The sequence below is a fragment of the Pseudomonas sp. GW823-FHT04A03 genome (genome assembly GCF_058796615.1).
Window position 1 is genome coordinate 1,155,216 of the sequence record NZ_JBXAIV010000001.1, and the last position, 22,573, is coordinate 1,177,788.

A 22,573-nucleotide genomic window follows, 5' to 3' on the forward strand; every position below is an offset into this window, starting at 1 on the left:
TCAGGCACCTGTCTTTTTCAAAGATTTGCGATTGATCCGGGCACGCAGGGTCACGGCAGCCAGGGTGCCGATCAGTCCGATAGCAGCGATGTAGCCGAAATAGAGTTCGTAGCCGAGGGCGCCGGGGAAATGCTCAGTGAGGTAGCCGTTGATCAACGGGATAAAAGCATCCGGCATGTAACCGACCACCGAGACGATGCCGATGGCCAGTCCGGTGATGCGCAGCGGAATGTTGCAACTGTCGAGGATCGCCCAGTACAGACCGCGAATCGCGTAGGTCATCAGGCCGATGAAAATCACTGTCGCGATCAGCAGTCCCATGCTGTTGAGTGCCGGGAACACGATCAGGCCGACAATCGCCAGACTCGCCAGCAACAGCGCGACGATCAGCACCGAGATGTTCGAGAACTTGTCCCCCAGCCAGCCGCCGCCGATGCCGCCGATCGGGCGCATCCACAGTTTGATGGTGGTGATGGTGCCGGCCATGACGGCGGTCAGGCCGCTGCCTTGCAGGTAGTCCGAGAAACTGTAGGTGGCCCAGAAGATGTGATAACCGCAAAACACGATCGCGGTGACCAGCCACAGTTCAGGGATCTTCACCAACGTTGCCAGATCATTGAACAGGTTGAACTTGCCCTTCTCCACCGGCGGCGTGTCTTCCATCGACTTCGGGTCCTTGATCAGCACCAGCACACAACCGATGGCGATACAGGTGAAGGCGTAGAGGTAAACCACGTGTTTGAAACCTTCGGCGGTGGACTCGCCACGGGTTTCGGTGGCGTAGGCGAACAGCCCCAGCGCAACCGTTGCCAACAGCGCTTCGACCAGTCCGCGACCGCCATCGAGAATGCCGAAGAACCGGCCCTGCTCGGTGTGATGGGCAATCATCTTCACGCGCTTGAGCACCGAGGCCCAGAACGTCAGCCCGGTGGTCAGACCCCAGCAACCGAAGATGATCATCAGCCCGGTCATCGATGGCGCGGTCGAGTACCACAGGCCCAGCACGCCGGTGGCCACCAGCGAGAAGAAAATCAGGAAACGCGGCGCGATACGGTCGGCCAGCCAGCCGCTCGGCAAGTAGCTGAGCAGGAAAATCGTCCCGAGCATCGAGTACAGATAACCGAGCTCGCTGTGGTTGATCTGGAACACCTCGAGCATGGTGGTCTGATAGACCTGGCGCAGGTACAGAATCGGGTAGATCGCACCGGCGGCGAGCACCAGCAACATCAGTTGGAAATAGCGACTTCCCTTGTCGCTCCGGCTTTTCGAAGCCGAGTTGGAACCCTGAACAGCGGCAGCAGAGGATGCATGCTTGGACATTGAAGTGACCTCGGGCGACCCGTGCTCCGGGCGCCCCTGATAATTGTTTTTATAGGTGTAGCGTGAGGCGTGATGCGGTGGATCAGTACTTCATGACCACGAGTCGGGTCTGGGTGAATTCGAGCATGCCGTGCTTGCCGTCATCGCCGCCCAGGCCCGAGCGTTTCCAGCCGGCGTGGTAACCCTGATACGGATCGGCCGGGGTGCGATTGACGTACAACTCGCCGGCTTCGATGGCGTTGGCGACTTTCTGCGCGGTGCGGTAATTCTCGGTATAGAGCACCGACGACAAGCCGAACTGGTGGTCGTTGGCCATGGCCAGCGCTTCGTCGATGTCGCGGTACTTGAGCACCGGCAGCACCGGGCCGAAGATTTCTTCCTGGACGATTTCCATGTCCTGACGGCAACCGCTGAGCAGCGTTGGCGGGTAGAAATGCCCCGCCCCCTCGGGCAGCACACCGCCGCTTTCGAGGACGGCGCCGTCGGCAATTGCGCGCTCGACCATGGCGTGGATGTTCTTCTGCGAACTGGCGTTGACTAGCGGACCCATCAGGCTGGCGTCTGTGGCGCGGTCACCGAACTTCACGGCGGCGATCTTCGCTTTGAGCAATGCGAGGAAACGGTCGTAGACGCTTTCCTGCACGTAGACCCGCTCCACCGCCGTGCACAACTGGCCGCAATGGGTGGTCTTGGAGGCGATGATTGCGCTCGCAGCGGCTTCAAGATCAGCGTCGGCTTCAATTATTGCCGGAGTCTTGCCGCCCAGCTCCAGCGACGGCTTGGCGATGTTGGCCTTGCAGTAGTCGAGGACGATGCGCCCGGCGTTCACGCTGCCGGTCAGGGTGATCAGGCCCACGGCTTTATGGGTGCACACGGCGGCGGCGGTGGCGTGATCCATGGTCAGGATGTTGATCACACCGGCCGGCATGCCCGATTGCTCCACGGCTTTGGCGATTTCGAATGCCGAAGTCGGAGTGTTGTTGCTCGGACGCACCACCACGGTGTTACCGGCAATCAGCGCCGGAGCGATTTTGCGCAACAGGGTGTAGACCGGGTAGTTGAATGGAATCAGGCACGCGACCACGCCAATCGGCTCGCGGTGCAGGAACAGGTTTTCGTCGGGGCTGTCGCTGGGAATGATCTCGCCTTCGATACGGCGCGCCCATTCAGCGTGGTAACGGGTGATCTGCGCGGCATAACGGGCTTCGTTGCTGGCGTCGCTCACGCTCTTGCCGGATTCAGCGGCCAGTGCGGCGCCGATGGCTTCGGCGCGATCTTCAAGGGCCGCCGCAAACGCTCGCAGGTGCTCGGCGCGTTCGATGCTGGTGAGTTTGCCCCAGGTTTTTTGCGCCTTGGCGGCGGCGTCGACTGCCGCCGTGGCCTCTTCGGCAGTGGCGGCCGACACCTGGCCGATCAACGCTTCGGTGGCCGGGTTGTAGACCGCGATCAGCGCCGCGCTGGCCGGCTCGATGAAGTGGCCGTTAACAAAATTTCGCTCGACTCGCATGTGCATCGCCCATCGTTTGTTTTTATCGATGCCGCCAGTCTTGTCATCGACAGCAGGTTCAACAAACGATTTATCCGGCGATCAAACATTCGAAAAAAGCACGTTACTCAGAAAATCGCCTTCGAGGGCTCAAGCTGGCGCTGCGCCAGCCAGATTTCTTCCTGCAACCACTGACTGAACGCCTGCAATTGCGGCATCTGAGTCTGCTCCGGGCGGGTCACCAGCCAGTAGGACTGGTGCCCTTCGACGTGGACATTGTGCACCTGGGTCAACTGCCCGCTGGCCAACTCCGAGGCGACCATGTGCCAGTCGGCAATGGTAATCCCCAGACCATCGACCGCCGCCTGAATCGCCAGGTCCAGCAGGTCGAATTCATAACCGCCCTGGGTATCGACCCCGCTGATGCGCGCCGCGTCGAGCCAGTGTTTCCAGGTCAGGTAACGCTGATCCTCGCGAGCCAGCACATGCAGCAAGGTCAGGCGATTGAGGTCGATACCCTGATCGCCGCCCTCCCGCGCATACAGGGTCGGCGCGCACACCGCGATATGACGTTCCTGAATCAGCAATGAACTGTCGAGCCCGTCCCACTCGCCGTCGCCAAAACGGATCGCGCAATCGAGGGTGCTGGTTTCCGCGAGGCTGTCCTGCAAACGGGTGGTGATGCTCAGTTCCAGTTCCGGATGCTGTTCGCGCAAGCGCCCCAAACGTGGCATCAGCCAGCGGCTGGTAAAGGTCGGCGGCGCATTGATGTGCAGACGGTTGGCGTGGGTTTTCTGCTGGATGCTACGCACCGTCAGCTCGATCTTGTCGAACGACTGATGCAGCGCCCGCAGCAGAATCTTGCCGGCACCGGTCAGTTCGAGATGGTGATGGCGGCGTTCCAGCAGGCTCTCGCCGAGCTGCTCTTCCAGTTGCCGCACCTGACGGCTGACCGCGCTCTGGGTGACGTTGAGCAACTCGGCGGCGCGGGTGAAGCTGCCGGTGCTGCCGGCCACTTCGAATGCTTTGAGTGCATTCAGGCCGGGCATTTTGCGTTTCATACAAGGCACTCGAAAACCACTGACAAGGTGCAAAGCATCCCACGATGCTGGCGAATTGTCCTACAGGATTTTCCGAGTAACATGCATTCGATGCAGGTTTCCCCACCGTTTTTATCGTTTGTTCAACATCCCGCAGATCGCAAAACTGCGCGGCATCTCTAATAAAAACAATCGAGAGCCGCTCCATGCCCTTCCCTGCATCTTTGCGCCTGCGCACCACCTCCATCGCTCTGTTCTGCAGCATTGCCGCTCCGGCCATGGCGGTCCAGGTCACCGACAATCTCGACCTTGGCGGCGCCATTCGTGCCCGTTGGGACGTGGACCCGGATCGCGACATCCAGAAGTTCGGCCTCGACACGGTGTTCCTCAGCGCCAAGTACAACTCCGACACGTGGATCGGCGAAGCGCAATACCGCTTCTACGGTCGCTCCTACCCGTACCAATACACCAAGGACTACGGCGATATCCGCTTCGCCAAGTTCGCGTGGGTCGGCTACAAGTTCAACCCGGACCAGCAGGTGCAAGTGGGCCTGAACACTGTGCCGTTCGGCCTGCAGCCGTACTTCGGCAGCACCTTCTACGAAACCCTGGGCAACGTCATCGGTCTGGAAGACGTGCAACAGGTCGGCGCCAAGTACATCCAGCAAAGCGGCGACTGGAACCTTCAGGCCGGTTATTACCTGCGTCCGGCGTGGCAAGGCAAAGGCACCAGCAAAGGCGTGACATATTCCAGCGTCGTGTCGGGCGCCGACAGTTATGTGGCCGACGGAAGTGACAACCAGGAACGCAACACCGTGGTGCTGCGGGTGGCCAGGTCGCTGGATCTCGGGTCGTGGAAGTCAGAAGTCGGGATCTCCGGCCTGACCTCGACCCTCGAGAACAAGGACACGAACAATGACGGCCGACGCAACGCCGTGGCCGTGCATTACCTGGGCAAGAACGGCCCGTGGGGCGTGCAGTTGCAGGCGGCGCGGCAGCAGATGTCGCCACGCAATGCCGGCACCGATGAACTGGTGACCCTCGGTGGATACGACGGCACTTACAACGTGGCCAGTCGCGGCAATCTGTACGTGGCTGACCTGAGCTACGACGTCGGCGGCAAATACCTGTTTGACCAGATCAGCGGGATCAAGCTGTACGCCAACTACAGCGCGTTCGACAAGTCTGCCAGCGGCTTCAAGACGTCTGAGCGGATGATCCTTGGTACCTCGTTTTCCGTGAGTAAATTGTGGGTTGCCACGGAATGGCTGTTCGGCAAGAACGATCCGTATATCGGCGGCAGCAGCTACACCCAGAGCCTTGGCGCGGGTGGGCTGGATCAGTGGGAGAACCAGTTATATGTGAACGTCGGTTACTACTTCTGATCCAGCTTCGTTATCGCCCTTCAAATTGCTTTCGCGAGCAAGCTCGCTCCCACAGTGGATTTGTGTCGTACACAGAACTTGTGGGAGCGAGCTTGCTCGCGAATGCGTCTGCCCAAACAACGCTTGCATCCGCCCATCACCGATAGTCAGATAGGCCCATCTCAAAACAACAATAAACCGCCTGCTCCGGAGTCCCGCCTCCATGCGTCAACTGCCCTCGCTCAACACCCTGCGCGTGTTCGAAGAAGTCGCCCGCCATCGCAGTTTCAGCCAGGCCGCCATCGGGCTGAACGTCACCCAGGGCGCGGTCAGTCGCCAGATCAAACAGCTTGAAGACTACCTCGGCGTGGCGCTGTTCGTGCGCACGCCTCAAGGCCTGTCGCTGACCGAAGCCGGCAGCAATCTCTCCCCGCATCTGGCCGAAGCCTTCGACCACATCGAACGCTCCCTGCAAGCCGTGCGCGTGCCCAATCTGCGCCAGCGCCTGAAAGTACTGGCTCCTCCGACCTGGGCCACCCGTTGGCTGTCGCCACACCTGCGCGCATTCTGTCAGCGCTATCCGGACATCAACCTCAGCGTGACCAACCAGATCGGCCACGACAGCCTTACGGAAGTCGATTGCCACATCCGCTTCGGCCTCACTGCAGCGCCCCACTGCGTCAGTCAATTGCTGGTAATGGAACGACACATTGCAGTGGCCAGCCCGGAGCTTTTCAACGGCGATCAACCACCGGACCTCCGGCAGTTTCCGCTGCTGCACATCCTGCACGACGGCAAGCGTTTGAAGGTGTGGGAAAACTGGCTGGCCGCCATGGGCCGGGATGACATCGATGCCGGGCAAGGGCTGGAATTCAGCACCCTGGATCAAGTGATCCACACCGCACTGGCCGGCGGCGGTCTGGCGGTGATCGACCGGCAGATGATCGAAAAGGAACTGGCCAACGGCAGCCTGCTGCCGATCACCCCGACTGAGGTGATCGGCCCTTATGGCTATTGGCTGGATGTGGCGAATGACAAGCAGGGGTTGTCGAAGGTGAAGCTGTTTACCGAGTGGCTAGGGGTTGTCAGCAACCCCTGACCTGCACTCATCAGACGGGGGTAGCGACTTTCCCGACCGTCCCTACCGCGACTTCCACCGGACTCTGCGCCTTGCACGCCTGGCTCAACGTCAACGATTTGGTCTCCGGCGCCCACGCCCACGACAACAACGCGCCAATCCCCAGAATCGCCGCAAGAATCCCCATCGTCGGGCTCAGACCAATCCCCGCCACACTCACCGGCAACAGGAACGTACTGACCGCCGAACCCAGACGACTGACCGCCGTCGCCAGACCAATCCCGCTGGCCCGCACTTCCGTCGGGAAGCTTTCCGCCGGGAACACGCCGACCAGATTGCTCACCGCCGACAGCACCAGCGTGAACACGCCGAACACCAGCACCATCAGCCACGCCGCGCTGCCCGGCAACACCGCCAGCAGAAACAGCGCCACCGCCAGAATGATGAACGAGTTGATCAGGAACCCGCGCCGGGTGAACTTGATCGTGCACCAGATGCCGATCAGTGCGCCGAGGATCAGCAGCATGTTGAGCATCAGTTCGGTGCCAAAACCCTCGGCCAGGCCCATCTTCTGCAGGATCGACGGCAGAAAGGTGTAGATGGCGAAGTACGGCATGACAATGCAGACGAAGAACAGGCAGTTGAATGCCGTGCGCTTACGGTATTCACGGCTGAACAGCACCGCGTAGCCCGAACGGGTTTCCGTGGAGCGGGTTTCATCCAGCTCGACGTTGTCGCCCAGATGTTTTTTGACGATGGCACGGGCTTCGGCCACCCGGCCCTGATTGACCAGCCAGCGCGGTGATTCCGGCGTGCCGATCCGCGCGATCAGAATCAACGCGGCGGGGATCGCCGACGACGCCAGCATCCAGCGCCAGGCATCGTCACCGAGGCTGAGCATGGCGGTGCCGACAAAGGTCGCTGCGACGTAACCGAAGGTCCAGATCACGCTGAACGAACCCAGCAAAACGCCGCGATGTTTCTTCGGTGCGAACTCGGCAAGCATCGCGTGGCCGACGCTGAAATCGCCGCCCAGGCCGATGCCGATCAGCACCCGGCAGAGAAACAGGCTCATGGCGGTTTCGACGTAGAACTGCATCACCGAAGCGATCGTGATCAGCACAAAACTGACCAGGAAGATTTTCTGCCGGCCGACCTTGTCCGAGATCCAGCCGAAAAACAGACTGCCGAGAAACAGACCGATCAGCGCCGACGCGCCGATCAGGCCCTGCCAGAACGCATCGAGCTGCATCTGCGGGCTGAGCAAGGTGAACGCGATGCCGATCAGGCCAAGGATATAGCCGTCGGTGAAGTGCGCGCCGAAGGTCAGGCCAGCGATCTTGATATGGAAGCGCCCGATGGGCAGGTCATCGATCTTTACGGGTTGAGCGGACATGTTCGTCTCCAATTGTTGTTATTGACGGAGAAACGGAAAGCTCTGGGAGGAACCCTGCAGGAGCCAGCTCCCACAGGGTTCGGGGAGGTCTAGAGACCGCCCATCAACAGGTATTTGATCTCCAGATAGTCATCCAGACCGTACTTCGAACCTTCACGCCCAAGGCCCGATTCCTTGATGCCACCGAACGGCGCCACCTCCGTGGAGATGATCCCTTCGTTGATGCCGACCATCCCGGCTTCCAGCCCTTCGGCCATGCGCCAGACCCGGCCGATGTCGCGACTGTAGAAGTACGCCGACAGTCCGAACGGCGTGTCGTTGGCGCGCGCCAGCACTTCGGCTTCGTCCTTGAAACGGAAGCACGCCGCCACCGGGCCAAAGGTTTCGTCTTGGGCAATCAGCATGTCGCCGTTGGCTTCGGTGAGGATGGTCGGCTCGTAGAACGTGCCGCCCAAGGCATGACGACGGCCGCCGCACAACAGCGTGGCGCCCTTCTCCAGTGCATCGCTGACGTGGGCTTCAACCTTGGCCAGCGCAGCGGCGTTGATCAGCGGACCTTGCTCGGTCTCACCGTCCAGCGCACTGCCCACGCGCATCGCCGCCACGGCTTCCGCGAGTTTGCCGGTGAAGGCTTCGTAGACGCCGTCCTGAATGAAGAAGCGGTTGACGCAAACGCAGGTCTGACCGGTATTGCGGAATTTCGAGGCCATCGCGCCTTTCACGGCCGCGTCGATGTCAGCGTCGTCGAAGACAATGAACGGCGCGTTGCCGCCCAGTTCCAGCGAAACCTTTTTCAGGGTGTCGGCGGCCTGGCGCATCAGCAGTTTGCCGGTGCGGGTCGAGCCGGTGAACGACAGTTTGCGCACCACGCTGGAGGCTTGCAGCGCGCCGCCGATAGCCACCGCATCGCCGGAGACGATGTTGAACACGCCCGCCGGAATCCCTGCCTGCTCGGCCAGCACCGCCAGGGCGAATGCCGATAGCGGCGTTTCTTCCGAGGGTTTCAGGATCATCGTGCAACCCGCCGCCAGCGCCGGGCCGACCTTGCGGGTGACCATCGCCAGCGGGAAGTTCCACGGGGTGATCGCCGCGACCACTCCAATGGCTTCCTTGGTCACGATGATCCGCGCATCAGCCTTGTGGCTCGGGATCACATCACCGTAGGCACGCTTGGCTTCTTCACCAAACCACTCGAGAAAACTGGCGGCGTAAACCACTTCGCCCTTGGCTTCGGCCAGCGGCTTGCCCTGTTCACGACTGAGCAAGGTCGCCAGTTCCTGCTGGTTGGCGAGCATCAGATCGCTCCAGCGCTTCAGGCGCTGGCTGCGCTCCTTGGCGGTGAGTTTGCGCCACGCTGGCAAGGCACGATTGGCGGCGTCAATGGCGAGGTTGGTTTCCTCGACACCGGCGTTTTGCACGTCGGTGATCAACTCACCGTTGGCCGGGTTGCGCACCGGGTAAGTGGCGCCACCCTGGCCCCACTGACCGTCGATAAAGTTGCCGTGACGAATCAACCCGCTCATGCCACCGCCCCCTGCAACGTGAAGCGCTCATGCCCCGGACGGGCCGTGCGCAGGATGCGTTTGCCAGCGGTGTAATCGTTGATCACGTCGCACGGGGTGTAGTTGCGTTCCAGCTCGTGCAGCTCTTCCGCATCGAGTTTTGTTTCCAGCGCCGCCAGTGCGCTGTCGAACTGCGCGGTGGTGTCGGCGCCGACCAGCATACAGTCCACGCCGGGATGATTGGCGACCCAGGCCTGGGCGATCTGTGCGTTCGACACGCCACGGGCACGGGCCACGCGCTGCACCGAATGAGCGATTTCGAACGAGGCTTCGTCGCTGTACATCTGCTGGGTGAAGAAGTCGGTCTGGTTGCGGGTCGATTGCACGTCACCGGTCAACAGGCCACGGGCCAGCGGGCTGAACACCGACACGCCGATGCCCTGATCGCGGCAGAACGGAATCATCTCGCGCTCTTCTTCGCGGTAGGCGCAGTTCAGTTGCAGCTGCATGTTGATCGGCTTGACCCAGCCATTGCGCTCGCAGGCCATGAGGATTTTCGCCAGTTGGCCGGTGAGCATGGTCGAGACGCCGATGTAACGCGCCTTGCCGGAACGCACGATGTCGTTCAGCGCGCCCATGGTTTCTTCGACAGGCGTGTTCACGTCGAAGTAATGCAGCATGAACACGTCGACGTAATCCATGTCCAGACGCTTCAGCGAAGCATCGATGCTGTCCATGATGTGCTTGCGCGAATGGCCGCTGGCGTTGATTGCGTTGCGGGTGCCGTAGCCGACCTTGGTGGTGATCACCAGGTCTTCGCGACGGGCCAGACGTTTGACGATGCGCCCTACCACTTCCTCGCCGACACCGGCGGAATAGAAGTCCGCCAGGTCGATGAAGTTCACGCCGTTGTTCAGCGCGTGAGCGACGATCGGCTCGCTCTGTTTTTCATTGAAGATCCACGGCTTCCAGTCCGGGGTGCCCATATTCATCGTGCCCAGGCACAGGCGGGAAACTTGCAGGCCGGAGTTGCCCAAACGGATGTATTGCATGGCGCGGACCTCAGGCTTTTGGCGTGTAGAAAGGGTTGCTGATGTGGTTGACCACATCCTTGAGCTGCGCGGTTTCCGGCTTGCCGGTCAGGGCGGCGCGGATCGCGGTGCGGCAGGCGTTGTAGTTGTTCAGGTAGACCGCATCCAGGTCATCGCAGGCCGGGTTGACCCAGTTGGCGGTGACGATGGCCCACTCGTCCTCGGCTTCCGGCGGCAGCGTGCCGTCGAGCAGTGCTTCGAGCACAGCCTTGGCGATACCGGCCTGGGAGGCGCCCCAGGTTGCGTTGCCGTGCAGGTCGCTGCTGATGGCGGCCTTGTTGACGTACAGGGTCATCGGCTTGACCGGAATGTTCGGCTGAGCGATCACCATGAACGGGCAATGGCCCTGGCTCGGCGACGCCAGGCTGTTGGCGAACGCTTGCCCTGCCGGGCCGTTACGCGGTCCGATCAGGATATTGATGTGCGCGGCGTTCACGCCCGGGCCTTCGAAACCTTCACCGATGTACAGGTCGAGTTCTTTCATCAGTCATTACTCTTTGCGATGCAGATGGATTTTTTGGGGTGATCGACAGCTCACGCGGACCGAATGGCCAACGGGATCAATAACGGACGTGGGGAGACGCGAAGGGAGAATCGGGACATGGCTGCAAACGCTCTCTGGTTGTTATTGATGAGCTGTGTTTGCGATTTTTTAACACCGGGGATCGGGCCGGCCGTAACCATTAAAAATCATGGGGCAATGACTTTTAGTCATAGCCCCGGCGGGAGAGGATTCAGGCGGGGGTTTCTTCAGGCAGGCGATGCTCGCGACAGATCAGTTCGATTTCCGGCGGAGCCAACGCCTCGCCGGTCAATCCGCAAACGGCACCAGCAGTCGATGCCTGGTGAAAACGACAAGTCCGGCAAAGCCCATAACTCGGTACGTTTTCGCTGTGTTGAATGTTGCGCAGCAACTCCAGCAACAAGCCCTCCAGATCGCCGGCACGCGCGCCCATGCGTTGCTCGGCATTGCTCAGGAAATCCGGCGGCATCACTGCGTCGATCAGTTCGCGCGCAGTGGTCGTCAATTCCAGATGCACGCTGCGTTTGTCTCGGGCGTCCGGAACCTTGGTCAGAAAACCATTTATCTCCAGCGCCTTGAGTGACTGCGACACGGTGCCCTTGGTCAGGCCGAGGTAATCGGTGACCGCCAGCGGCGTATTCGAATAGCGGTTGCACCGCGCCAGATACAGCAGCGCGCTGAGTTGAATCGGTTGCAGTTCGGCCAGCAGCGGGTGCTCGCGAAACCACACGCGGGTCAGGCTCGACAATCTTTCCAGCAGGTCAAACAACACGGTCATCGCCTGTTTCAATGGGATCCATAAATAGTATCGTTTAAAAACCTTATTGACAAAAAACAGCGCCACCTTAGGATTGCGGTGTCGATTCGAAACTTAAAACACACTTCGAGGCATCCCATGAAAACCGCATTGGCATTGACCATCAGCACGCTTCTGGCAACACAGGCCTGGGCCCACGGACCTGAAGGCATTCACAGCGAACCCGGTAAAACCGAGGCCGCGTTCGACCTGGTCCACACCCGTGTTTTCAAGGACGGCAACACCCTGGTCTTCGAACAATTGGTCGATGGCAAGGCCGGCAGCCGCGTGCCCACCGCCAAGGGTTCATTTGCCGGCGCCGAGGTTTACAGCTACGTCTGGCCCACCAGCCTCGACAGCGGCGCCGTCGGTTTTGAAGCGAACTCCGGCATCCTCGCCCTCGCCCTGACCTCGCACCCGGACTTCGATGACACCCCACAGCTGGATGAAAACAAGGACGGCAAGAAGGACAACGATGGCGGCCTCTGGCACTCGCACTGGGTGGTCCTGAGCAAGGATGAAAGCTGCGGCCCCGGTGGGCTGAAAGTGCGCGACATCCCCAAGGACGCCAAACCGAAACTGCCTGCGACCTGGCCCGGCGCGCCGATTTACATCGACTCCCTCGGCTACGACCTGAGTGTGAAACAGAACGCCGCGCAGATCCGCGTGCCGCTGGCTGCCGTCGGTTTCCCGCAAAGCTTCAACTATGACGGCGTCACCGCAGCGCTGAAGGTCAATGCCGACCTGCACAACCCGTTGCTGTGTGTCAGCAGCGTCTACGACATCGCCTCGGGCAACCTTTCGCTGCCCGGCACCTGGAAAATGCAGGAGAGCCAATAATGTTCGTCAAAGTATTCGATACCCACGTGCGCACCAAAGATGGCCGCTATCTTCATTTCGACGTGCTGACCGATCGCGAAGCTGAAGCGGCAAAGGCCTACGCCCGGCAGTTCCTGATGGACAACGGCTTGCAGGACGAAGACATTTCCCAGAGCCAGTGCCTGTTCTGCCACAGCGAGCCGGCCAATCCGCAGGTCGCCAAGGCCATCGCCGAAGACGGCTATTTCATCATCACCCTGCAAGGTTTCGAGGAGTAACGCCATGACCCGTTATCAGCCGTTGAACTGTGATCTGCACGACTATCTGGAAATCGCCTGCCTGCGCGGCTATCAGCTGGACATCGAGCTGGTCGACGGCCAGCGGCTGATGGCCCGGGCCGTGACCACGCGAACCAGCAGCGACAAAGAAGAATTCCTGGTGATCGAGCAACAAGGCGCGCAACAGGAGATTCGCCTCGACCAACTGCTCGCCATCACACCTCAGGAGGCCAACGCCGAGTTCGGTCGGGTGGTCCTTGCCGGAGGGGTTTGCGGAATCTGAACGAAAAAAATCCCGCCCGGCATCAACCGGGCGGGATTTTCTGTGCCACGTCGTTTTACGCGACGACGGGGATCATCGGATCCGCAGCTGCCAGCGCGATGGCGCGGTCAGCCGCTGGCGGGTAGATCCACTGGGTGTTGATCTGGGTCTTGAGCGATTTGCCCTCCTCCTTGACCAGTTTCACCTGACGATCCCAACCCTCGGTATACACCGCGCCCCAGGCGCCGAGGTCGAGGCAGGTCACGTATTTCGGCTGGCTGTACGGCGTCGGGTCAACACCCAGAATCTGCGCCGCGACGTTGTTGCCGGCGTGTCGACCAAGGGAAATCGCGTGCTGGCAGGTCATCAGCGCGAAGTTGCCGATATCGTCGGTGGCCGCGTAAGCCACGTCGCCGGTGGCGAAGATGTCGTCCTGGCCGATGACTTTCAAATGGGCATCAACGTGCAGACGGCCCTGACGATCACGCTCGGCAGGAATCTGCTCGGTCAGGGAGCTGGCGCGTACACCGGTGGTCCAGACCACGGTTTTTGCCTCGATGCGCTGGCCGTCCGACAGGGTCACGCCGTTTTCGTCGACCGACAGCACCGACACACCCAGTCGCCATTCAACGCCCAGCTCTTGGCTCGCTTCGGCAATTGACACGCTGATCGCTTCGCCCATGGAGGCGCCGACTTTCTGCGCACGGTCAACGATGATCACCTGAACGTTCGCATCGTCGCCCAGCACGGCCCGCAGACGCGCCGGCATTTCAGTGGCGGTTTCGATACCGGTGAAACCGCCGCCGGCGACGACCACGGTGTTGCGCGCCTGGCTTTCAGGCTGACCGTTCAGGGAATCCAGGTGGTTTTCCAGGCGGATGGCGGCTTCGATCTGGTCGACGTCAAACGCATATTGCGCCACGCCCGGGGTGTCCGGCAGGGCCAGGCCGCTGCCGGAGGCCAGCACCAGTTTGTCGTAGTTGAACACCTGCTGCGCACCGGCTGCGTCGGTGTAGCCCACGGTTTTCGCCTGTACGTCGATGGTGTTCGCCGCGCCTTTGATGAAGTTGACGCCAACCGCGTCGAACAGATCGCCCAGCGGCGCAGCCAGCGTGTGGGCATTCGGCTCATAGAAACGCGGACGAACGCGCAGCTCGGCCTGCGGCGCCAGCACGGTCACGTCGATGTTGTCCCGATTGTGAATGTCGACCAGACGCGTGGCGCTCAATGCCGTCCACATGCCACCGAAACCTGCGCCGATTACCAGAATGTGCTGTTTCATTGTTCTCTCCAGGCACGAAGCCAAGTCACTGAATGAGGTTGAAGGATTCACATCATCGGGAGCGGACACGTCTGTATTTTTCAAGAACGCGAAAGGCTGCTCACCGGATAACGGCGACTGTATTGGTCGCCTTTAAATCCGACAAGTCAGATTTTGTGATGATTAGCATCGAAAACTTCGATAGCTCAAACCGAACGTAGCCACCCTCCACAACCCATTGATTTAGCTGAAAACCAAGAAAACCGGGATCCTCATAGCCAAACACCCAAGGCGTTCCCGATTTGTTTGCCACGAACAACCCTGATAACATCGGCGACAAATACAGTCGGAGATAGTTATGTCGCTTTACAGTGCGGGGGTCGAGTACGGCATTCACTGCCTGGCGTTTCTGGTGGGCAGCGGCGGTGACAGTCGTGAAGCCAGCGTGCGCGACCTGGCAGAGCTGCAAGGCGTGCCGCTGGATTACCTGGCAAAGATCTTCACCAAACTGGCCAAAGGCAAACTGGTGGAATCCACCGGCGGCGTGCGCGGCGGCTTCACCCTGGCACGGCCGGCAGACGAGATCACCCTGCTCGACATCGTCAATGCCATCGATGGTCCCAAGAACATTTTTGAATGTCGGGACATTCGTGGACGCTGCGCGCTGTTCGACGGCTCGCCGCCGGACTGGGCGCTGGACGGCACCTGCTCGATTCACGCTGCGATGATGACCGCGCAAAAGCGCATGGAAGAAGCCCTCGCCCAGCAGACCATCCTCGACATCGCCAGAAAGGTCGGGCGCAAGGCACCGGCAGGGTTCAACAGCCAGGTGGAAGACTGGATGCAGGATCGTCGGGAAAAGAAGACCGGCGGTGCCGGCATCCCGCTCACCGATATCTCGGACTGAACTCGATCAGCAGGCAAAAAAAAGCAGAAACCGGTCACCGGTTTCTGCTTTTTTCATTTCGACCTTACAGGCAGTCGCGTACCGCTTTACGCAACGACCCGGACTTCGCCCACGGCGGCCCCTGATACAGGGAGACACGGCTGCCGTCCTTGTACTTGACCACATCAAGGATCTCGTCGGCGGTAACGATGCTCGGCGCGGTGATCCGGTATCCATTGGAAATCGCTACCTGGGACGTCTTGGCAACGTCCTGCTGCCACAGTGGCAATACACACGCGGCATAGTCCTTGGGAGTCTTTTCGCTGGTCTTGCTGACATTCGGCTCGCCCGGCACCAGTGACGCAGGCAACGAACAACCGGCCAATGCCGCCAGCAGCATCCCCCCGATCAACATCCGCATGATGATTCCTTCATTTGAAAAAACGCGAATGTACCCTGTAACTGTTCGGACATCCATCGTAGCGCTCTGCCTGCACTTCCCTGAATCAGACCATTCAGCTCACAGACAGACGAGGCTTGACCCGCTCCGGAAAAATCCAGCTACTCTGTTTTACCGACAATGTTCCGGAGGTGATCATGCGGCTCAATGAATACGAACACGAACTTCAGCGTGACCTGCAAAGCGTGGCATCGGACCTGAGATGGTCGGCGGTGGACCTCAAGCGCATCGCCGAGCAATTGCGCCAGTCGGGCAACGAGGCGGACGCCCAGGCGGTGCTCAGGTCCTGCGAAGTGCTGCAAAGCGATGAAGAACGCCTGCAACTGTACGCCCGGGAAGTGAAAGCCCGCGCCATCAGCCGAACCAAAGTCCACTGAACCTCACCCTGCCCACAGCAAAAAGCCCCGGACAACCGGGGCTTTTTCTTCACAGACCTTCAGTCTGCCTTGCGACCGCGTGCGCGGCTCTTGTACCCCGGCAGCGCGGCGGCGTACGCCAGCGCTTCCTCGCGACTGGCAAACGATGCGAGCCGGTCACCCTGCGTGCAGACCCGCCACGGGCCGTTGTTCACGCTGAGTACGTCGTAGCCATTCATGTGCATTTTATTCAGCATCGCCATGCTCATAGGCACCTCCTGTCTGCTGACGAACTTTTCCACCTTACACCCGCAACGTACCGCCGTGCCGACCGAACGTCGCACCGCAGTCGCGTCAAGTCTCCGGCACTTTTGCCCTTGCCGAGCACTCAGAAGCTCTAAACCGGCAGCGGCCCAAATATTGCTAATTCATGACAGATTTATGACAAACGGCAATCGGGTAACACATGAAAGTACGAGCAACCGTCATCTGCGAGCAGGATCGACACATTCTCCTGGTGCGCAAACCCAGGTGCCGCTGGACGCTTCCGGGTGGCACCGTCGAACCGGGAGAAACCCGCGCGCGAGCCGCCGCTCGAGAACTCAAAGAAGAGACCGGGCTGGAAAGCGATGACATGCTTTATCTGATGGAATTGCAGACCGGCAGCACCCGCCACCACGTCTACGAGGCGTCGGTGCTGAACCTTGATCAGGTTCGCCCGCTGAATGAAATCGTCGACTGCCTCTGGCACCCGCTGGATGCGGTGCAGAATCTGAACGTCAGTGACGCCACGCTAAGCATCGTCCGCGCCTTTCAGCGACGCCTTTGACCGTCAGCCGGCGAACGCCCGCCGTCCGGCACTCATCTCAGTGCGCAATTCACCGATGAAATTGGAGATGTCACGAATGGTGACCAGATGCTCCGGGGAAACCCCGTTGAGCAACAGGTTGACCCGCCCGCTGTCGGGTTCGTAAACCTTGATCTGCAAGAGTCCCTGCGCCGTTTCGGTGCAATCGCAATACAGCGGCGAAAAGCCGGATTCGACGATGCGGCAAATGTCGGTAATGGCAATCATGGGGGCACGCCTCACAGGCGCAGGCTCGGGCGACCCGATGAGCATAGATGAGCTTTTGTCGCCTTGCTCTCGTCGCCCACTGCAAAATTGCCAACCGCTTCACATCTTCAAGTCGCCGCACTCAGTGGGCGTCATGGTCCCAGATCCAGTTCCAGATCCCCGGCAGATTCACCGGCTTCGACGACTCGCCCACCGTGCGCGCCAGCGCGGCTTTTTCCAGCGATGCGCGATCGTCATAGAACGGCTTGTCCGTCAGTCGCACGCCAGTGGCGGCGGCGCTGTCTAGCAGAATCTGCAAGTACTCTCGGGTGTGGCGGGCGGTGTAGCGGTTGAGATCATGGAAGGTCACCACCACTGGAATCGCCCCGTCCACCGTTGGCAGTTCACCGAGGGCAATCCGTTCGCGGACTTCCGACAGCTGACGCAACATGTTCGCCCGCCGCCGGGGGCTGGCGTTGAAACCCCAGATCTTGCCGTCGTTGGCGCTCAGGTCGGTCAGCAACACTTGCATATGGTGCTGTTGATAGGCGGCGAAGGTACGTTTGTCGTAGTTCCAGAACGGCGGACGCAATAACGTCGGCGGCGCGCCGGTGATCGCCGCGATGTCCGCCGAGCCGTTGGTCAACGTGGTTTCGAGTTCATCCGGGTCGAGCAATCGATGATTGGTGTGCCAATGGGTGGCGGTGTGAAAGCCCAGAATGTGCCCTTCGGCGTGCTCGCGGCGCATGACCCGCCGGCCGATCTCGCTGTTGCCTGCTCGGGGCGCTCGGGTCTGCACGAAAAACACCGCTTTGATCCCCGGCTGCAGCGGGTTGTCCTTGAGGCTGTCGAGCACGGTGTCGGTGGGATTGAAAAAACTGGAAGCGCTGGGGCCGTCATCGAAGGTCAACAGAAACCGCACCGGTGCCTGGGCCTTGAGCCGGGTCTCGGTCTGCGCGGTCATTTCGATGGGAGCGGCGATGCACCCGGCCAGCCCGACGGCCACCGCCATCGCGCTGAAAAGCCTGAACCACTGTGTCATGTTTTGCCTTGAGCCCGACCGTTGCGGTCATGTTGTCGATTGGCAAAACTCCTTCGCCGCTACTGCCTCCCTGCGACCCATTGAGATGGGCCGAGGTTGGATAAAGATACACAGGGTTTGGTTCCGGCGCTCGCTCAGCGTGCCAGTGCCTGTTGAAACGAGCTGTCGATGATCCCCGCCGTAGCCAGCGGAGCCGGCAGCGCCTTGACCTTGAACAGGAAGTCGGCGGTGCTTTGCAGATCGGCGGCGGCCTGCTGATCCACCGGGCCGACCGTCATGTGCGCCTGGCGCAACCAGTGCCGCGAAACCTGCTGATCGAGGTTGGCTTTCTTCGCCCACAAGTCGGCGTATTCGTCGGTGTGACTGTCAACCCAGGCCCGGGCCTGCTTCAGGCGCCCGAGGAAATCGGCGATTGCTTCACGCTTGCTGTCGATGGACGGTGCCGATGCCGCAATCGCGCTCAAGCCCGGCATCAGGTTTTTCGCCGTGAGAATCGGCCGCGCACCGGAGAACACGATCTGCTGGGAAATGTAGGGTTCCCAGACCGGGAACGCATCAATGCTGCCTTGCGGTAGCGCCGCCGCTGCATCGATCGGCATCAGCTTGACGAAGTCGACGTAGTTCTCCGGCAAACCGCCCTGCTCCAGCGCCCGCAAGGTCAATTGCTGACTCCAGGCACCCGGCCAATAAGCGACTTTCTTGCCCTTCAGGTCCTCGATGGTTTTCACCGGAGAATCCTTGGGCACCAACAGGGCGATGGTGTCCGGGTTCTGTCGCGACACACCGATCAGTTTCACCGGCGCCTGTTTGGCAGCCAGGAACAAAAATCCCGAATCCCCCAGAAAACCCAGATCCAGCGACCCGGTCTGCAACGCCTCGGCCAATGGCGCGGCGGCCTGGAAATGTTTCCAGTCGACCGTATAAGGCGCGTCCTTCAACACGCCGGACGCTTCTATGGACGCGCGGATGTTGTAGTAATTCTGGTCGCCGACGTGCAGGACCAAGGGTTCGGCAGCGTAAGTCAATGGCGTGGCAAACAGTGCGCTGGTCAACGCGGCGCGTAGGAAACGTGGGAGCTTCATGGCGAGTCCTGCAGAAGGGATTTTTATAGACCATAACGCTCTTACAAATCGGATTTGAAATTCGATTAGCGCATAAGCTCAGCACCTTCCCGCCGCACTGTTGGCCAAGCAACAGTGGCTCGGCACAGTGTTTTCCCTGCAACACTTCCAACCTGCAAAACCGGCGTTAGACCCGGTAAATGCGGGACGGGGCGAACATGGCACAGAGCCTGCAATATTCCATTCATGCAGGAAGCATTCGATAAAAATATCTTTTTGGACATAAGAACCTGTTGCCTTGCCGGAGCGTGCCCATGAAATCCCTCTTACCGTTTTCCCGCGTCAAAACGCTGCTCGCGGCCTGCGCAGTAGCCCTGAGCCTGCAACCGCTCGCCCACGCTGCCGAAGCGCCGCCGGCCGAAGTGCATCTGGATTACGCCTATTACTCGCCGGTCAGCCTGGCGCTCAAACATCTGGGCTACCTGGAAAAAGCCCTGCCCCAGAGCAAAGTCAGCTGGGTGCTGAGCCAGGGCAGCAACCGCTCGCTGGAATACCTCAACAGCGGCGGCGTGGATTTCGCCTCGTCGGCCAGCCTCGCTGCCGTGCTCAGCCGCGCCAATGGCAGCCCGATTAAATCGGTCTACGTCTACAGCCGCGCCGAGTGGACCGCGCTGGTGGTGCGCAAGGACTCGACGATCCAGTCCGTCGCCGACCTCAAAGGCAAGAAAATCGCCGCCACCAAGGGCACCGATCCGTACCTGTTCACCCTGCGCACCCTGCAACAGGCCGGGCTGAAAAAGGACGATGTGGAACTGGTGCACCTGCAACACCCGGACGGCCGCACCGCGCTGGAGAAAGGCGATGTCGACGCCTGGGCCGGTCTTGATCCGCACATGGCCGCCAGCCAGGTGCAGGCCGGTTCGCGCCTGCTGTACCGCAATCGCGACTTCAACAGCTACGGCGTGGTCAGCGTCACCGAGCAATACGCCAAGCAACACCCGCAAACCATCGACACCGTGATCAAGGCCTATGAGCAGGCCCGCGAGTGGTCGGTGAAAAACCCCGAAGAATTGGCCAAGTTGCTCGCCAGCGAATCCGGCCTGCCGCTGGACGTGGCCAAACTGCAACTGTCGCGCACCGACCTGAGCAGCCCGCAACTGACCGCCAAGGACGTACTGGCCTCGAAAGCCGCCGCGCCGATTCTGGTGTCCGAAGAGCTGGTGCGCCGTGGGGTGAATGTCGATCAGGTGATCGATCAGTTGATCGACACCGGTTTCCAGCAAGTCGCCGCCGCCCAGTAACCGATCAGGCTCATAACAAATCCGCGCCCGTCGCGGATTTGTCGTGAGCGGAGAACCGTCCATGAGCAACGACTTGCCCGCCCGCCTCGCCTTATCGGCACCACGGCGAAAACTCCCACAGCTGAATCCGCTCTGGCGCCGGCGCCTTAAAGGCCTGGCCCTGCCATTGCTGATCGTGATCGCCCTGGAATTTATCGTACGCATCGGTTGGCTGCCGTCCTACCAGATGCCCGCGCCAAGCGAGATCGCCCTGACCCTCACCGACCTGGCCGAGGGCGCCCTGTGGAAACACATCGGCGCCAGCCTGATTCGCGTGCTGCTGGGGTTTGCCATCGGCGCGAGTCTGGCGCTGGTGTTTGCCGCATGGGTCGGCCTCAGCCGCGAAGCCGAGGCCTATCTGGAGCCGACCTTCGCCGCGCTGCGTTCGATTCCCAGCCTGGCCTGGGTGCCGCTGTTGCTGCTGTGGCTGGGGATTGACGAGACCTCGAAAATCGTCCTGATCGCCATCGGCGCGTTCTTCCCGGTGTACGTCAACGTGGTCGCGGCGATCCGCAACATCGACCGCAAACTGGTGGAGGTCGGGCACATCTATGGCTTCAGTCCGCTGCAACTGGTGCGACGGATTCTGCTACCCGCCGCCCTGCCCGGACTGTTCACCGGATTGCGCAGCGGCATGAGCCTGTCGTGGATGTTTCTGGTGGCGGCCGAACTGATCGCGGCGACCAAAGGGCTGGGTTACCTGCTGAGTGACGGTCGCGAAACTTCGCGGCCGGATATCGTGCTGGCCGCGATCATCGTCCTGGCGCTGCTGGGCAAACTCAGCGATGGCCTGCTGGCCATATTGGAACGCCGCTGGCTGGTCTGGCGCGACGCGTTCACCGGCCAGGGCAGCAAGGATTGAACCGTGCAACTAAGCTCAAACCTTCAGGCAGCTGTTCGCCGGAGGGTCGGCCAATGTGCGGAAGACTGTCGCAATACCGGGGCATCCACGATTTCGTCGCGGTGCTGAGCATTCCCGATGCGCTGATCAATCACGTCGGCGACGCACCGCTGGCGCATTACAACGCCGCGCCCACGACGTCATTGGCGATCCTTCATCAGCACGAACAACAGCTATACGCTGACAACCTGCGCTGGGGCTGGCGCCCGCACTGGGCCAGGGATCGCGCCGCGCCGATCAACGCGCGGGTGGAAAAAGTCGCCCACGGGCCGTTCTTTCGAGCGATCTGGCGTCATCGGCTGATCGTGCCGGTCGACAACTGGTTCGAGTGGGTCGATGCACCCGACAAGAGTCGACAGCCGTGGCTGATTCGTCGCGCCGATCATCAGCCGGTTTTCTGCGCCGCCATCGGCCAGTTTCCGACGCCCGGTGAGCCTCCACGGGAAGACGACGGCTTCGTCATCATCACTGCCAACAGCGAAGGTGGCTTGCTCGATGTGCATGACCGGCGCCCGATCGTGCTGTGCGCCGATCGGGTGCACGAATGGCTCGATCCCGCCACGCCCACCGAACGCGCCGAGCAGATGTTGCTGTTCGAAGCCGAACCCAGCGAAGCGTTTCAATGGCACAAAGTCGGCAAAGCGATGGGCAACTCCCGCAATCAGGGTGCGGAATTGATTGAAGCGATGACGTAAATAAATGCCGGTGCGGTGCGTTATCAAGAGCAGGAATCCACGAATTGAATCCGCCGCGTTACACGCGGTGTTTCATTCGCGAAACAGGGAGCTGAAACAGTCGTTTGAGTGAACTAACCGCCTGTCTGACATTTCAATCGTCATACATACTTTTAGAAACACTACGGATAGCATGCGCGCCGCATTTCCTATTGGCATACCAGTTGACCAAAGAGTCAGCAAAACCAGGAATACCCCACAAACTAACAAGCCTTGCAGAGAACTAAGTTGCGCGACGATTTTGCAATCAAACAGGTCACCGGCCTGGAGTGTATTCATCTGTCCACGACAGAACGCTTTCAACTCGACTGTTTTATCGGCCACTACATAAAGACTCGAAACCTGCGTGACGTACCCGATATCGACCGCATCCTGCGCGCCACCCTCGAAAACTATCCCTGCCACCCGCCGGTGATGGTCAACGAGCTGAATGCCTGGATCGACAAGACCTTGGGTTATCGGGCCTCCCACCCCGATTTCACGCAGCTGGAAGATCTTTGATAAAACGAAAAGCCCCGCAATC

General features: G+C 60.5%; 26 protein-coding genes. 12 read left to right on the forward strand and 14 right to left on the reverse strand.

Annotated features, from left to right (window positions below):
- From AC1Q9F_RS04840 to AC1Q9F_RS04850, 3 genes are all read right to left on the reverse strand, one after another.
- Nucleotides 1-1,320 (reverse strand): MFS transporter, encoded by a 1,320-nt coding sequence (locus tag AC1Q9F_RS04840; protein WP_492618794.1) that lies wholly within the window; start codon nt 1,318-1,320, stop codon nt 1-3.
- A gap of 82 nt (nt 1,321-1,402) precedes the next feature.
- Nucleotides 1,403-2,827, reverse strand: coding sequence for an aldehyde dehydrogenase (gene aldA, locus AC1Q9F_RS04845; RefSeq protein WP_207986230.1), 1,425 nt, complete (start codon nt 2,825-2,827; stop codon nt 1,403-1,405).
- A gap of 107 nt (nt 2,828-2,934) precedes the next feature.
- On the reverse strand, nt 2,935-3,867 hold the full coding sequence (locus tag AC1Q9F_RS04850; RefSeq protein ID WP_085711383.1) for a LysR substrate-binding domain-containing protein: 933 nt from the start codon (nt 3,865-3,867) through the stop codon (nt 2,935-2,937).
- Between the two features lie 185 nt (nt 3,868-4,052).
- Between AC1Q9F_RS04850 and AC1Q9F_RS04855 the strand changes: the two genes are divergently transcribed.
- The gene (locus AC1Q9F_RS04855) at nt 4,053-5,231 is read left to right on the forward strand and encodes a hypothetical protein (RefSeq protein WP_492618793.1); all 1,179 of its coding nucleotides are present in this window, start codon (nt 4,053-4,055) and stop codon (nt 5,229-5,231) included.
- A gap of 202 nt (nt 5,232-5,433) precedes the next feature.
- Nucleotides 5,434-6,309, forward strand: a complete 876-nt coding sequence (locus AC1Q9F_RS04860; RefSeq protein WP_492618792.1) for a LysR substrate-binding domain-containing protein — start codon at nt 5,434-5,436, stop codon at nt 6,307-6,309.
- A gap of 10 nt (nt 6,310-6,319) precedes the next feature.
- Here the strand turns inward: AC1Q9F_RS04860 and AC1Q9F_RS04865 are convergent, their stop codons facing one another.
- The 5 genes from AC1Q9F_RS04865 to AC1Q9F_RS04885 all read right to left on the reverse strand — a co-directional run bounded on the left by AC1Q9F_RS04865 (nt 6,320) and on the right by AC1Q9F_RS04885 (nt 11,578).
- Nucleotides 6,320-7,684, reverse strand: coding sequence for an MFS transporter (locus AC1Q9F_RS04865; protein ID WP_492618791.1), 1,365 nt, complete (start codon nt 7,682-7,684; stop codon nt 6,320-6,322).
- Nucleotides 7,685-7,773: 89 nt separating this feature from the next.
- On the reverse strand, nt 7,774-9,207 hold the full coding sequence (locus AC1Q9F_RS04870; protein WP_492618790.1) for an NAD-dependent succinate-semialdehyde dehydrogenase: 1,434 nt from the start codon (nt 9,205-9,207) through the stop codon (nt 7,774-7,776).
- A complete protein-coding gene (locus AC1Q9F_RS04875; RefSeq protein ID WP_085731936.1) occupies nt 9,204-10,238 on the reverse strand; it encodes an aldo/keto reductase in 1,035 nt (344 codons plus the stop codon). The genes AC1Q9F_RS04870 and AC1Q9F_RS04875 overlap by 4 nt, the downstream gene beginning before the upstream one ends.
- A gap of 10 nt (nt 10,239-10,248) precedes the next feature.
- The gene (fae, locus tag AC1Q9F_RS04880) at nt 10,249-10,761 is read right to left on the reverse strand and encodes a formaldehyde-activating enzyme (RefSeq protein WP_007950493.1); all 513 of its coding nucleotides are present in this window, start codon (nt 10,759-10,761) and stop codon (nt 10,249-10,251) included.
- Between the two features lie 250 nt (nt 10,762-11,011).
- On the reverse strand, nt 11,012-11,578 hold the full coding sequence (locus AC1Q9F_RS04885) for a MarR family winged helix-turn-helix transcriptional regulator (protein WP_492618789.1): 567 nt from the start codon (nt 11,576-11,578) through the stop codon (nt 11,012-11,014).
- 117 nt (nt 11,579-11,695) lie between these two features.
- Between AC1Q9F_RS04885 and AC1Q9F_RS04890 the strand changes: the two genes are divergently transcribed.
- The 3 genes from AC1Q9F_RS04890 to AC1Q9F_RS04900 are packed head-to-tail and all read left to right on the forward strand — an operon-like array spanning nt 11,696 to nt 12,976.
- Nucleotides 11,696-12,436 carry a hypothetical protein gene (locus tag AC1Q9F_RS04890; RefSeq protein ID WP_492618788.1) on the forward strand — a complete coding sequence of 247 codons (741 nt, stop codon included), beginning with the start codon at nt 11,696-11,698 and terminating at the stop codon, nt 12,434-12,436.
- On the forward strand, nt 12,436-12,693 hold the full coding sequence (locus AC1Q9F_RS04895; protein ID WP_007950496.1) for a DUF2024 family protein: 258 nt from the start codon (nt 12,436-12,438) through the stop codon (nt 12,691-12,693). The genes AC1Q9F_RS04890 and AC1Q9F_RS04895 overlap by 1 nt, the downstream gene beginning before the upstream one ends.
- Before the next feature lie 4 nt (nt 12,694-12,697).
- Complete coding sequence (locus AC1Q9F_RS04900; protein ID WP_064597351.1) at nt 12,698-12,976, forward strand: Rho-binding antiterminator; 279 nt, start codon at nt 12,698-12,700, stop codon at nt 12,974-12,976.
- Nucleotides 12,977-13,031: 55 nt separating this feature from the next.
- Here the strand turns inward: AC1Q9F_RS04900 and AC1Q9F_RS04905 are convergent, their stop codons facing one another.
- The gene (locus tag AC1Q9F_RS04905; protein WP_492618787.1) at nt 13,032-14,237 is read right to left on the reverse strand and encodes an NAD(P)/FAD-dependent oxidoreductase; all 1,206 of its coding nucleotides are present in this window, start codon (nt 14,235-14,237) and stop codon (nt 13,032-13,034) included.
- A gap of 337 nt (nt 14,238-14,574) precedes the next feature.
- On the opposite strand from AC1Q9F_RS04905, the gene AC1Q9F_RS04910 reads away from it, so the two are divergent.
- Nucleotides 14,575-15,123, forward strand: a complete 549-nt coding sequence (locus tag AC1Q9F_RS04910) for an RrF2 family transcriptional regulator (protein ID WP_007950499.1) — start codon at nt 14,575-14,577, stop codon at nt 15,121-15,123.
- Nucleotides 15,124-15,187: 64 nt separating this feature from the next.
- Here AC1Q9F_RS04910 and AC1Q9F_RS04915 read toward each other — a convergent pair whose 3' ends face one another.
- Complete coding sequence (locus tag AC1Q9F_RS04915) at nt 15,188-15,523, reverse strand: hypothetical protein (protein WP_179694603.1); 336 nt, start codon at nt 15,521-15,523, stop codon at nt 15,188-15,190.
- Nucleotides 15,524-15,699: 176 nt separating this feature from the next.
- Here AC1Q9F_RS04915 and AC1Q9F_RS04920 point away from each other — a divergent pair, with 176 nt between their 5' ends.
- Nucleotides 15,700-15,939 (forward strand): hypothetical protein, encoded by a 240-nt coding sequence (locus tag AC1Q9F_RS04920; RefSeq protein ID WP_007950501.1) that lies wholly within the window; start codon nt 15,700-15,702, stop codon nt 15,937-15,939.
- 59 nt (nt 15,940-15,998) lie between these two features.
- Here AC1Q9F_RS04920 and AC1Q9F_RS04925 read toward each other — a convergent pair whose 3' ends face one another.
- On the reverse strand, nt 15,999-16,187 hold the full coding sequence (locus tag AC1Q9F_RS04925; RefSeq protein ID WP_007950503.1) for a hypothetical protein: 189 nt from the start codon (nt 16,185-16,187) through the stop codon (nt 15,999-16,001).
- 197 nt (nt 16,188-16,384) lie between these two features.
- On the opposite strand from AC1Q9F_RS04925, the gene AC1Q9F_RS04930 reads away from it, so the two are divergent.
- Nucleotides 16,385-16,747: an NUDIX hydrolase gene (locus AC1Q9F_RS04930; protein WP_492618786.1), complete on the forward strand. Its 363-nt coding sequence runs from the start codon at nt 16,385-16,387 to the stop codon at nt 16,745-16,747.
- Between the two features lie 3 nt (nt 16,748-16,750).
- Here the strand turns inward: AC1Q9F_RS04930 and AC1Q9F_RS04935 are convergent, their stop codons facing one another.
- The 3 genes from AC1Q9F_RS04935 to AC1Q9F_RS04945 all read right to left on the reverse strand — a co-directional run bounded on the left by AC1Q9F_RS04935 (nt 16,751) and on the right by AC1Q9F_RS04945 (nt 19,096).
- Nucleotides 16,751-16,993, reverse strand: a complete 243-nt coding sequence (locus tag AC1Q9F_RS04935; RefSeq protein WP_007950507.1) for a DUF1652 domain-containing protein — start codon at nt 16,991-16,993, stop codon at nt 16,751-16,753.
- A 121-nt stretch (nt 16,994-17,114) separates the two neighbouring features.
- Nucleotides 17,115-18,014, reverse strand: coding sequence for a polysaccharide deacetylase family protein (locus AC1Q9F_RS04940; protein WP_492618785.1), 900 nt, complete (start codon nt 18,012-18,014; stop codon nt 17,115-17,117).
- A gap of 134 nt (nt 18,015-18,148) precedes the next feature.
- The gene (locus AC1Q9F_RS04945; RefSeq protein WP_492618784.1) at nt 18,149-19,096 is read right to left on the reverse strand and encodes an ABC transporter substrate-binding protein; all 948 of its coding nucleotides are present in this window, start codon (nt 19,094-19,096) and stop codon (nt 18,149-18,151) included.
- Nucleotides 19,097-19,389: 293 nt separating this feature from the next.
- On the opposite strand from AC1Q9F_RS04945, the gene AC1Q9F_RS04950 reads away from it, so the two are divergent.
- From AC1Q9F_RS04950 to AC1Q9F_RS04965, 4 genes are all read left to right on the forward strand, one after another.
- The gene (locus tag AC1Q9F_RS04950; RefSeq protein WP_492618783.1) at nt 19,390-20,376 is read left to right on the forward strand and encodes an aliphatic sulfonate ABC transporter substrate-binding protein; all 987 of its coding nucleotides are present in this window, start codon (nt 19,390-19,392) and stop codon (nt 20,374-20,376) included.
- Nucleotides 20,377-20,437: 61 nt separating this feature from the next.
- Nucleotides 20,438-21,277, forward strand: a complete 840-nt coding sequence (locus AC1Q9F_RS04955) for an ABC transporter permease (protein WP_492618782.1) — start codon at nt 20,438-20,440, stop codon at nt 21,275-21,277.
- 53 nt (nt 21,278-21,330) lie between these two features.
- Nucleotides 21,331-22,011, forward strand: coding sequence for an SOS response-associated peptidase family protein (locus AC1Q9F_RS04960; RefSeq protein ID WP_492618781.1), 681 nt, complete (start codon nt 21,331-21,333; stop codon nt 22,009-22,011).
- Nucleotides 22,012-22,278: 267 nt separating this feature from the next.
- On the forward strand, nt 22,279-22,551 hold the full coding sequence (locus AC1Q9F_RS04965; protein WP_041475322.1) for a hypothetical protein: 273 nt from the start codon (nt 22,279-22,281) through the stop codon (nt 22,549-22,551).
- Nucleotides 22,552-22,573: the final 22 nt, after the last annotated feature.